11 protein-coding genes are annotated in these 10,463 nt (G+C 69.1%); 4 read left to right on the forward strand and 7 right to left on the reverse strand.

What is annotated here, in order from left to right:
* Positions 1-4: 4 nt before the first annotated feature.
* Complete coding sequence (locus H5J31_RS24935; RefSeq protein ID WP_181775063.1) at positions 5-763, reverse strand: hypothetical protein; 759 nt, start codon at positions 761-763, stop codon at positions 5-7.
* The gene (locus tag H5J31_RS24940) at positions 760-969 is read right to left on the reverse strand and encodes a hypothetical protein (RefSeq protein ID WP_181775064.1); all 210 of its coding nucleotides are present in this window, start codon (positions 967-969) and stop codon (positions 760-762) included. The genes H5J31_RS24935 and H5J31_RS24940 overlap by 4 nt, the downstream gene beginning before the upstream one ends.
* Positions 970-1,094: 125 nt before the next feature.
* On the opposite strand from H5J31_RS24940, the gene H5J31_RS24945 reads away from it, so the two are divergent.
* Both H5J31_RS24945 and H5J31_RS24950 read left to right on the forward strand, forming a co-directional pair.
* Positions 1,095-2,711, forward strand: a complete 1,617-nt coding sequence (locus tag H5J31_RS24945; protein ID WP_181775076.1) for a sensor histidine kinase — start codon at positions 1,095-1,097, stop codon at positions 2,709-2,711.
* Entirely contained in the window at positions 2,686-3,360 is a 675-nt protein-coding gene (locus tag H5J31_RS24950) for a response regulator transcription factor (RefSeq protein ID WP_181775065.1), read from the forward strand. Before H5J31_RS24945 ends, H5J31_RS24950 begins: the two co-directional genes overlap by 26 nt.
* Here H5J31_RS24950 and H5J31_RS24955 read toward each other — a convergent pair.
* A complete protein-coding gene (locus H5J31_RS24955) occupies positions 3,305-4,420 on the reverse strand; it encodes an FAD-dependent monooxygenase (protein ID WP_181775066.1) in 1,116 nt (371 codons plus the stop codon). The genes H5J31_RS24950 and H5J31_RS24955 overlap by 56 nt on opposite strands.
* A gap of 43 nt (positions 4,421-4,463) precedes the next feature.
* Between H5J31_RS24955 and H5J31_RS24960 the strand changes: the two genes are divergently transcribed.
* The gene (locus H5J31_RS24960; RefSeq protein ID WP_181775067.1) at positions 4,464-5,009 is read left to right on the forward strand and encodes a TetR/AcrR family transcriptional regulator; all 546 of its coding nucleotides are present in this window, start codon (positions 4,464-4,466) and stop codon (positions 5,007-5,009) included.
* Positions 5,010-5,191: 182 nt separating this feature from the next.
* Here the strand turns inward: H5J31_RS24960 and H5J31_RS24965 are convergent, their stop codons facing one another.
* From H5J31_RS24965 to H5J31_RS24975, 3 genes are read right to left on the reverse strand one after another with little or no spacing between them, the layout of a single operon-like run.
* Positions 5,192-5,938, reverse strand: a complete 747-nt coding sequence (locus H5J31_RS24965) for an ABC transporter permease (RefSeq protein WP_181775068.1) — start codon at positions 5,936-5,938, stop codon at positions 5,192-5,194.
* The gene (locus H5J31_RS24970; RefSeq protein WP_181775069.1) at positions 5,935-6,957 is read right to left on the reverse strand and encodes an alpha/beta hydrolase family protein; all 1,023 of its coding nucleotides are present in this window, start codon (positions 6,955-6,957) and stop codon (positions 5,935-5,937) included. The genes H5J31_RS24965 and H5J31_RS24970 overlap by 4 nt, the downstream gene beginning before the upstream one ends.
* Positions 6,958-6,965: 8 nt before the next feature.
* Complete coding sequence (locus H5J31_RS24975) at positions 6,966-7,883, reverse strand: ABC transporter ATP-binding protein (protein WP_181775070.1); 918 nt, start codon at positions 7,881-7,883, stop codon at positions 6,966-6,968.
* A gap of 134 nt (positions 7,884-8,017) precedes the next feature.
* Here H5J31_RS24975 and H5J31_RS24980 point away from each other — a divergent pair, with 134 nt between their 5' ends.
* Entirely contained in the window at positions 8,018-8,806 is a 789-nt protein-coding gene (locus tag H5J31_RS24980) for an ion transporter (RefSeq protein ID WP_181775071.1), read from the forward strand.
* A gap of 262 nt (positions 8,807-9,068) precedes the next feature.
* Here H5J31_RS24980 and H5J31_RS24985 read toward each other — a convergent pair.
* Positions 9,069-10,463, reverse strand: a 1,395-nt coding sequence (locus tag H5J31_RS24985; RefSeq protein ID WP_328701601.1) for an ATP-dependent helicase C-terminal domain-containing protein, incomplete at its 5' end; no start/stop codon positions are given.

A 10,463-nucleotide genomic window follows, 5' to 3' on the forward strand; every position in this document is an offset into this window, starting at 1 on the left:
GGGGTCAGGAGGCCTCGCGGAGCGTTTCTTCGACGCGTTCCCGCAGCTCGGGCGGGAGTTCGTCGAGCAGGTGCGCCCACTGCTCGACGCGCTTCTCGCTCAGGTGCGTGAGGAGGTCGAGCACCGGCGGCCACAGGTCCTCGTCCGCGGCGGCGACCTGCAAAAGACCGCGGAAGCGGGTTTCGGAGAGCAGGCCGAGGACGTGATCGATCCGGCTCTTGTCGTCGAGGACGAACGCGATCCGGATCAGCGCCTCGTCGCCGATCACGCCGAGGGCGCGCCGCACGGTCGGGTCGGGCAGGTGGCCGACGAACCGGCCTACGGTAATCCATTCCTCGCGGCGCACCAGTTCGCCGGCGACCGCGACGACGGTGTCCAGCGGGATCTTCGCGATGATGGCGCTCGCCCGCCGCGGGTCCAGTTCGGCCGCGACGTCGGACAGGAACGGCGGCCTGAGCCGTTTCGCCACGTCGACGCCCCGGGAGACCTCCACCAGGCCGGCGATCCGGGCGCACAGAAGCGGGCCGAAGACCTTCTCGGCTATCTTCGCGAGGATCGGGCTCGGGATCAGTTTGCTCGCCATCGCCATCCGCTCGAGGACGGCGAGGTTCGCGTCGAACAGCGTGTCGGTGACCTGCTCGCGGAACGTCTGGAGTTCGGCGGCGTCCACGCGTTCGAGGTAGGCGAGCCGCTCGGGATCGGTACCGAGGACGCGCGCGAGTTTCAGGATCTCCGCCTGCGACGCGAAATTCTCCGTGGTCACAGGCCCACCACCTTGCGGATGGTGCCCCGCAGCAGCGCGGGCACGTACTTCAGGCCCTCTTCACCCGCTTCGGCCAGTGCTTTGGCCTGGCGGTGCCGCGCGTCGCGCAGCGCGTCGGAGAGGTCCTGTTTCTCGTCGTCGGCCAGCGCTTCGATGCCTGCCGGGACAGGACCGCCTAGCTGACCGGAGAGTGTGCGCTCGGCCATGGTCGATCATCATGCCTCATCCGTCCCCCGGTCGCGCCCCTCCCGGGAGACCTTGACTTTCGTCCATGGCGGAGCGGTCGCCGCGGCTTGTAGCGTCCGATCGTGTGAAGGACGCTGAGGAGCCCGTGCGGCGCGGGTGGCGACTGGTCATGGACATCGCGCTGTGGCTCGGACTCTGTGGGCTCGTGGTCATCGACGCCGGAAACGACGCTCTGGTCGACACCGAGTTCTGGGAGCTGGGCGCCGGGCTCGTCGCGGTCACGGTCGCGATCGCCGTGTCGCGTCGGTATCCGGTGGTCTCGCTGGCCATCGCGATGGCCGCCGGCTTCGTGATCTTGGGCAGTTTCGGCGGGCGGGTGCCGATCTGGGAAGCCTTCCTCATGGTCGCGGTGAGTTACCTCGCCGGCTACCGGCAGCCCATCGCGAGGCCGATGCTGCGTGTCTTCGCGGTCATCTCGCTGGTGGCCGTTCCGGTGGCGCTGCTGGTGAGCAACGACGGCTTCTCGTCGTGGGGTGCGCTGCTCGGCCTCCTGGTGTTCGCGTCGGTGACGCCGTGGCTGCTGGGCAGGTACGTCCGGCAGCGCGAGGACATGGCGCGGGACGGCTGGCGCCGTGCCGAGGAGATGGAGAGCCGGCAGCGCCTCATCGCCGATCGCGCGCGGCTGCGCGAGCGCACGCGGATCGCCAGCGACATGCACGATTCGCTGGGGCACGAATTGAGTCTCATAGCCGTGCGAGCGGCCGCGCTGGAGGTCGCGGGCGGGCTCGACGAAAACCAGCGGCAGGCCGCGGGCGAACTGCGGCAGAGCGCCGCGACGGCGACCGAACGGCTACGCGAGATCATCGGCGTCCTGCGCGAGGACGACGCGCCGACCGAACCGGTGCACGAGACCATCGACGAGCTGCTCGACCGGGCCAGGGCATCGGGCGTGCTGATCGAGTCCGTTGTGGATGACCCCCTCGACGGCGAGCCCAGGATGGTCGACCGCGCGGCATATCGCGTGGTCCAGGAGTCGCTGACGAACGTCGTGAAGCACGCGCCCGGCGCCGCCGTCACCGTGCGAGTGGTGCGCTCGGAGGGGCGGACCACCGTCGTGGTCACCAATGCCGAGCCGCCGGCGGGGCCGTTGCCGGGCCGGTCTTCCGGACGGCGTGGGCTGATCGGACTGCGCGAACGGGTCCGGCTGGTCGGCGGGACCCTGCGTGCGGGACCGCGCGATGGCGGGTTCGAAGTCGGCGCGTCCTTGCCGCACGACGCGGCTCCGTCGGAGGAATCGCCGGAGAGTCAGGCCGCGATGGACGCCGAAGTGGGGCAGTCGACGTCGGCCAAGGAACTGGAACGCGCCCGCCGCGACGTCCGGCGCAGCCTGATCCAGGCGATCGTCGTGCCGATCGGGCTTTTCGGCCTGGTGATCGGGATCAGCGGCGCGGTGTTCCTCGTCCAGTGGTATCGCTCCGAACTCGCCGGTGCCGATTACGACCGGATGCGGCTCGGGCAGCCGAGGGCGGAGCTCGCGTCCGTGCTTCCGGCGGGGCAGCGGATCTCGCGGCCGCGCGGGGTCGAGCCGCCGGTGCCCGCGGGGGCGACATGCGAGTACTACGGCACCGAGCGCATCGTGTTCAACTTGAACTACGAGGCCTACAGACTGTGCTTCGCCGACGGGAAGCTCGTGGCGAAGGACGTGATCAGTGAAGACGAGCAAAGGGGGAACCCGGATGATCCGGGTGGTGCTGGCCGATGACGAGGCGATGATCCGCGCCGGTGTGTCGGCGATCCTGGCCGCGGACGCCGGGATCGAAGTGGTCGCGGAGGCCGAGGACGGCCGCGTCGCCATCGACCAGGCGCGGGCGACCAGGCCGGACGTCGTGCTCCTCGACATCCGGATGCCGGTCATGGACGGGCTCAAGGCGGCGGAGGAGATCCGGCGTCTGCTGCCGGACATCGGCGTGATCATGCTGACCACGTTCGGCGAAGACGCCTACATCGAACGCGCGCTCGGCCTCGGCGCGAGCGGTTTCCTGCTGAAGTCCGGTGATCCGCGCGAACTTCTCGCCGGGATCCACGCGGTCGCGGGCGGGGCCGCGTTCCTTTCGCCGAAGGTCGCCCAGCGGGTCATCGCCCGGTTCTCCGGCAACCGGGTTTCCCGCGCCGAAGAGGCCAGGGCACTGATCGAAAAGCTGACGCCGCGCGAGCAGGAAGTGCTGGCGCTGCTGGGTTCCGGACTGTCCAATGCGGACATAGCGGGGAAGCTGTTCGTGGTCGAGGGCACGGTCAAGGCCTACGTGAGCACCATTCTCAACCGGCTCGGCGCGCGGAACCGCGTGCAGGCCGCGATCACCGCGTACGAGGCGGGGCTGGTCGGCGGGGAACCGGAGGCGTCCAACCGCTGACACCGGCGCCGATGCGGGCGGTGAGCGCGCCGGGGAGCAGCCGGAACACACCGTTGCGGATGGCCACGGCGACCGGATTCCTCAGCTGTGGGCCCACTTTTCCCGCTTGGATCGAGGCTCTGACGACGCCTTGGCTGCGAGGGCGGCGTTGCTCGTCGTAGATTTTGAGCGCCGCGTCGACGTCCTCGGTGTTGCTGAGCGCGGCCGCGAGTACGACGGCGTCTTCGATCGCCTGGCAGCCGCCCTGGCCGAGGAACGGCGGCATCGCGTGCGCCGCGTCACCGAGGAGCGCGACGCGGCCCTTCACGTACGACGGCAGGGGAGTGCCGAGCAGGTAGAGATCGTGGTGAAGCAGCGCTTCGGGCTCGGTCGCGTCGATGAGCCGCGGGATCGGTTCGTGCCACCCACCGAAACGCTCGCGTAGGTACGCCTTCGGGTCTTCGTGCCGGATCCCCGCTTCGGCGACGTAGCTCGCCCACCAGTAGACGCGGCCGTCGTGCAGCGGGATGACGCCGATCTCGGCGCCGTCGTCCCAGCTCGTGCTGAGATCCGCCGGGTACGTGGTCACCGCGCGGAACGCGGTGTTGCCGCTGTAGACCGGTTCGGGGTGCTCCGGCCACAACTGTTTCCTGAGTCCACTGTGGATTCCGTCGGCGGCGACGATGACGTCCGCGTCCAGGTCTCCGAGGCCGGTGACTTCGGTGCCGGTGCGGACGGATCCGGCGGGCAGGGCGTCACGGAGGGCACCGATGAGGTCGGCGCGGTGGATGGCGGCGAGCGGGCGGCCGTGATTGCGGCGGAACGCTTCGGCGTCCCAGCGGGTGATGCGGCGGCCGTCGCGATCGTGGAGTCCGCCGGACGACTGCTCCTTGAGCTTGTCGAGGTGGACGCCGAGCGTTTCGAGGGAACGCAGGGCGTTCGGCCACAGGGAGATGCCGGCGCCGACGGCGGTGAGTTCCGGGGCGCGTTCCAGGACGGTGACCTCCCAGCCGATGCCGTGCAGCCCGATGGCGGTGCTGAGCCCGCCGATACCTCCGCCGACCACGATCGCTTTGCGCATGGTGACCTCCTCTACACTTGTAGAGTACTACTACACTTGTAGAGTGCGAAAGGCGATAATCGGGGACGCGGCCATCGAGGTGATCGCGGCCGAAGGCATGCGGGGGCTGACCCATCGCGCCGTCGACCGGTTCGCGGAGCTGCCGGCGGGTTCGACCTCGTACTACGCGCGGACGCGGGCGGCGCTGCTGGAGCTGGCGATCTCGCGGATGATCGAGCTCGACGAGGTCACCCTCGACCCGCCGCCCGGCCGGCTGGCCGAGTTCGTGGCGGGATTCGCGCACGCGGCGATCACGCGAGGGCGGACGAGGATGCTCGCGCGGTACGAATTCGCGCTGGAGGCGACGCGGCGGCCGGAGCTGCGCGAGGCCTACGACCGCGGGGGCCTGCTCATCCGAAAGCGTTGTGCCGACGTGCTGGCCGACTCCGGTTCGGCGGAGCCGGAGCGCCACGCGCGGGTGCTCGTCGCGTGGATGGACGGGACGATCTTCGACGCGCTCGCGGGAACCGGCTCACTGCGGCCGCCCGGTCTGGAGGAGCTGACGCAGGCCGCGCGGGACGTCCTGGCGGGGCTCGGCGTGGCGGGGTAGCAAGGGACCTTTGCTATCGCTTGGGGCGCTGACCTGCGGTTATGGTGTACCGCTGCGCTGAAGTCCGTGAAGGCCTCCTTGAGGGACTCTGGGTCCCTCAAGGAGGCCTTCACGGACCGACAACGCCCTCGACGACGCTCACTTTCCAAAAGAGAGTGATAGCAAAGGTCCCTTGCTCCCTTTCAGGCGTCGCGGCGGCGGAGGACGGTCGAACCGGCCGCGAGACCAGCGGCCGCCCAAGCCGTACAGAGCGCGACGCCGACCCAGGGCGCGTAGGGCGCGACGCCGCCGAAGATGGGGTTCGGCTCCCCTGAGGTGACCATCGCGTTGACGCCCGCGAAGCCGGGGAAGTAGTTCACGAGGTCTTCCCAGCCCAGCGATCCGGCGAACATCGGGATCATCACCAGCAGCACGAACACGGTCACGATCGTCCCCGCCGTGCTCCGCAGCGCCGTTCCGAGACCGAGGCAGAGCAGGCCCAGCAGCGCGAAGTAGCCGCCCATGCCCGCGGCGGTCGCGAGGACGTCGCCCACCGACGAATCCGGTGCGGGGATCAGCGGGGCGGAGAGCGTCACCCCGGCGAGTGTGTTCAGCACGCCGTACCCGAACAGCACCGGCAGCAGCACGGCCGACTTCGCCAGGAGGACCTTGTTGCGCACGGGCACCCACTGCAGGGTCGAGCGGATGCTGCCGCTGGCGTACTCGCTCGTCATGAACAGCGTCGCCAGCGCGACCACGGCGAACTGCGAGAGGTAGAACGCCGCCCCGACCACGACGGCGTGTGGCGCCATCGGCTGGTCGATGCCCGCGTTCGCCGCCAGGCCCAGTGCGCCGGAGTAGGCGAGCATCAGCACGACGCCGCCGATCAGACACCACCACGTCGAGCGGACCGACCAGAACTTGGTCCATTCCGAAGAGATCGCGTTCATCGTGCACTCCACTGCTTGAAGAAACCGGTCAGCCGGTCACGGAAGAAGTCCAGCGCCACCCGCGAGTCGATCGAGCCGTATTGGTTGGTGACGACCTCGGCGGGCATCGAGGACCGCAGGCCGAGTTGGTCGATGAGGATCGCGGAGTCGGTCACCGAGGCATGACCGCTGTTCTCCAGCAGGAACCGTTCCTTCGGGCCGGTGAGCCGCGGCCAGGTCTCGTCCCAGGACGGGCTGTAGTACTTCTCGCCGATCGGGCTGGCCAGCAGGAGCAACGGCCGATCGAGGGAAAGGGTGCCGAAGAAGGGACCGTCGACGTTCACACCCGCTTTGATCCGCCGGTCCCCGGCCATCGCGGTGGCCGTCGCGGAGCCGCCGGCGGAATGCCCGGCCATCCCGATCTTCGCCGGATCGAGCGACCAGCGCCGATCCTTCAGCAGGGTGTCGATGACGAACGACGTGTCGGCCGCGCGGTTCACGATCGCGCCCGGCCACGGCTCGCCTGGGAGTCCACAAGGGACACACTGGCGCAGTCCGTCGGGGAACTCCGTCGCCCAGGCTTCATAGGCGTGGTCGATACCGGCGACAACGAATCCTTGTGCGGCAAGGCGTTCGGCCACCGCGGTCAGCGTCGTCCGGTTGTTGCCCGCACCCGGCGACAGCAGCACGAGCGGACGTCGTCCAGGCAGGGAAGGCGCGTTTTCCCGCGAATGGACCCGCACCTTGCTCAGCGTGTCCGGCGGAAGGTCGAGTCCGCGCCCGGCGATGGCCGCGGCCGACTCGGCCCGCGTCATGTACAGCGGCGCGCGCCCGACCGGGACGGCCGGGTACCAGACGTTGACCATCAGCTCGCGACGTTTTTCGGGTACCCAAGGGTCCGCACGCTGCTGATCGGTGAGGTGCAAGGTGCGCATCCCGATCGGAAGAGGACCGCCGGGCGCGGGCAGGGACAAGGGTGTCGAAGCCGAGGCCACCGCCGGCACCCCCAGCAGACCGGCGATCACCGCCACCAAGATCATGAGCGACTTCACGCCGCGACCCCCGTTCCGTATTCGACCGACGACGCGGTCAGTTCCATATAGGCCTGTTCGAGTGACGCTGTCCGTTCGGCCAGGCCGTGTACGCGGATCCCGAGTTCGTGCACCACGTCGCCGACGCGGGCGACGGGCAGGTCGTACACGGTCAATTCGCCCTGATCGGATTCCGTGGCCGCGCCGAGCGCGCGCAGCCGCTGGTCGAGCGCCCGCAGTTCGCCGGGGACGGGCACACGCACCGCGACGGACGTCCGCGAATTGCCCGCGATGAACTCGTCGACGGGGGCGTCCGCGAGCAGTTTTCCCTTGCCGATGACGACCAGCCTGTCCGCGGTCAGCTGCATTTCACTCATCAGATGGCTCGACACGAACACCGTGCGCCCCTCCTCCGCGAGCGAGCGCATCAACTGGCGCACCCACCGGACACCGTCGGGATCGAGGCCGTTGACCGGCTCGTCGAACATCAGCACCGACGGATCGCCCAGCAGCGCGCCGGCGATGCCGAGCCGCTGACCCATGCCGAGCGAGAACGTCCCCGCCCGCTTTCCCGCGACGTCGGTGAGACCGACCGTCGCGAGCACCTCGTCGACCCGGCTCGCCGGGATCCCGTTGCTGCGCGCCATCGCCAGGAGATGCTTGCCCGCGCTGCGCCCCGGATGCAGCGCCTTCGCTTCCAGCAGCGCGCCGACCTCGCGCAACGGATACCGCAGGTCGGCGTACTTCTTGCCGTCGATACGGACGTCACCGGCGCTCGGCGCGTCGAGGTCGAGCGTCATCCGCATGGTCGTCGATTTGCCGGCGCCGTTGGGACCGAGGAAACCGGTCACCTTGCCCGGTGCGACGGCGAAGGTCAGCCCGTCGACGACCGTCTTCTCGCCATAGCGCTTCGTGAGTCCTCGAAGCGTGATCATCTTGGCCTCCTTTGTGTCCTCGAAGTGTCTTGCGCGAGGCCCCGCGCGCACATCGCACCGAGGTCAACGGCCACCCCTTACTTTCGGCAGGTGCCGTTCGGCACGAGTCACCGCGGAAAGGCAGAATCGGCGCCATGACCACCCGCGAACAACGGCGCGTGAATCCGATCGACCTGGTGATGCTGGTACTCGCCGTGTTCTCCGTCGGGCTGCTCGCCTACGTGACGTTCTTCCCGCATTCGGACGAGACCGCGCACACCGTCTTCATCATCGACACCGCGGTGTGCGGGATCTTCGCGCTGGAATTCCTGTGGCGGTGGCGGCGCAACGGCTGGGAGAAATGGTTCCCGCTGCGCAACTGGTACGAGATCCTCGGCATGATCCCCATCGCGCATCCGGCGCTGCGCGGGTTCCGGCTGCTGCGGATCATCGTGGTGCTGGTCCGGCTCGCGCGTACGGCGGACCGCGCGTTCGGGGAGCGGTTCACGCAGCGACTGGTCGAACGGCTTTCGCGGCCGATCGTGCTGGCGATCAAGAAGCCGATCACGATCGCGGTGCTCGACGAGGTCGTCAAGGTGCTGGAAACCGGGAACTATCCGCAGAACCTGGCGCGATCACTGGGTGACAACCAGACGTTGCTGCGGGGGATCATCGCGGAGAAACTCAAGAACGACCCGCAGGCGGGACGGCTTTCGAAGCTGCCGTTCCACGACGAGGTGGTGCGTTCGGTGATCGACACCGCGATGCGCGTGATCCTCGAAGTGCTGACCGATCCGCGGATAGACGAGTTCTTCGCGCATGTGGTGCGGGAGAACCGGGAGCAGATCCGGAGCGCGGTGCAGCTCGGGCTCAACGAGCGCGAGGACGACGAGGAGCTGGCCGCGCAGCTGCCGACCCGGCCTCAGCACCAGATGATGGACTGACCTCGTCCGGTTCGGTGCCGGGGTACTGACGGGAACTGGGCAGATCGCCCCGTCCTCGACCGGCTGTTGTCCGCGTCCATGAAGGAATTGGGACGTTGACTGTCCCAATTCCTTCATGGACGAGCTCAGGCATATTTCGCTCGGATCGTGAAAAGAGCAAGGGACCTTTGCTATCGCCTGGTCTACATGATGTGGCGACCGAGGGGCCCTGACCACCACATGAGCCAGAATGCGCGAGAAACCCAAGGAATGAATGGTCCGTTCACGCGCCACCGCGCCGGGTGGTCCGGCGGGTGGGCGCGGCGCTGAGCGGGTCGTCCGGCCAGGGATGCTTCGGATACCGTCCGCGGAGATCGGCGCGCACGGCGGCATAACCGTTGCGCCAGAACGATTCCAGATCCGCGGTCACCGCAGCCGGGCGCCCGGCGGGGGAGAGCAGGTGCAGGACGACGGGCACCCCGGCCAGCTCGGGCGTCGCGAGCCAGCCGAAGGTCTCCTGAAGTTTCACCGCCAGCACCGGCTGCTCGCCCGAATAGTCGACCCGGATCCGCGAGCCCGACGGGACCTCCAGCCGGTCCGGCGCCAGTTCGTCCAAACGCGACGCTTCGGGCCACGGCAGCAAACCGCGCAAAGCGGAACCCGCGTCCAGTGAAGCCAGATCCGAGCGCCTGCGTGCTGAACCGAGATCCAACCACGAGTCTAAAGTGGACAGTAAGGCCGGTGAGTCCACCGATGGCCACGGTGCGCCCAGAACCCGGTGCAGGAAGGACATGCGTTCGCGCAGCCGCCGCCCGTCCTCGGACCACCGAAGCAGTCCGAGTCCTTCGGCGCGCAACCCGTCCAGCAACGCGGCGCGGATCGCGTCCGGCGCGGGGGAGCGCAAGGGCTTCTCCGACAGCACGATCGCACCCAGCCGTCGCACGGAACGCGCCACGACGTCGCCGCCGGACCAGTGCACTTCCTCCGCCGACGAAACGAGATTCGGTGCCGCGCGCACGGCTAGGTCTTCATCGGCGGGCGCGGCCAGCCGGATGATGCCCTGCGCCCTGCCGGGATCGCGGGTTGCTTCGGCCACCGCCAGCCATTCGACGTCGGCCAGTCCGCTGCCGCGCGGCAGTTCCGCCGCCGTACCGCCGGCCATCAAATAGACGGGCGTACCCGGCGAGCGTCGCCGTGCGAGCCGTTCGGGATGCGCCAGCGCGACGACCAGCGCGGGATCCGGGGAGCCGCCGCCATCGGGCACCAGCTTGGAAAGCCTTCGTACGTCGCGTTTCCAGCGTTCGTCGTTCCGCACCCGCCTCAGTTCGGCTTCGAGGTCGGTCAGTGTGCCGCCGCTGTCCAGCAGCGCGACGACCTCGGCCGCCGAACGCGCGTTGGTCCGCGCGGCGCCGTCCAGCAGTGCCCGCGCCAGGCGTGGGTGCAGCCCGAGTCCGGCCATCTTCCGGCCGCGTTCGGTCACCGTGCCGTCCTCCCCGGTCGCTCCGAGCGTCACCAGCAGAGCGCGCCCGGCGGCCAACGCGCCTTCGCCGGGCGGGTCCCACCAGGCGAGGCCGGAACCATCCGGAGTGGACCAGCACGCGAGTTCGAGAGCGAACCGCGCCAGTTCCGCCGTCCGGATCTCGGGCTCGGGGTAGGCGGGCAGGGAACCCTGCTCATG

It is taken from the genome of Amycolatopsis pittospori (genome assembly GCF_013870525.1).
Lineage (GTDB): Bacteria > Actinomycetota > Actinomycetes > Mycobacteriales > Pseudonocardiaceae > Amycolatopsis > Amycolatopsis pittospori.

Coding starts and splice junctions, on each gene's coding strand:
- H5J31_RS24940 (WP_181775064.1), bottom strand. CDS start 969: ATGGCCGAGCGCACACTCTCCGGTCAGCTAGGCGGTCCTGTCCCGGCA.
- H5J31_RS24950 (WP_181775065.1), top strand. CDS start 2,686: ATGATCCGGGTGGTGCTGGCCGATGACGAGGCGATGATCCGCGCCGGT.
- H5J31_RS24955 (WP_181775066.1), bottom strand. CDS start 4,420: ATGCGCAAAGCGATCGTGGTCGGCGGAGGTATCGGCGGGCTCAGCACC.
- H5J31_RS24965 (WP_181775068.1), bottom strand. CDS start 5,938: ATGAACGCGATCTCTTCGGAATGGACCAAGTTCTGGTCGGTCCGCTCG.
- H5J31_RS24970 (WP_181775069.1), bottom strand. CDS start 6,957: ATGATCTTGGTGGCGGTGATCGCCGGTCTGCTGGGGGTGCCGGCGGTG.
- H5J31_RS24975 (WP_181775070.1), bottom strand. CDS start 7,883: ATGATCACGCTTCGAGGACTCACGAAGCGCTATGGCGAGAAGACGGTC.
- H5J31_RS24980 (WP_181775071.1), top strand. CDS start 8,018: ATGACCACCCGCGAACAACGGCGCGTGAATCCGATCGACCTGGTGATG.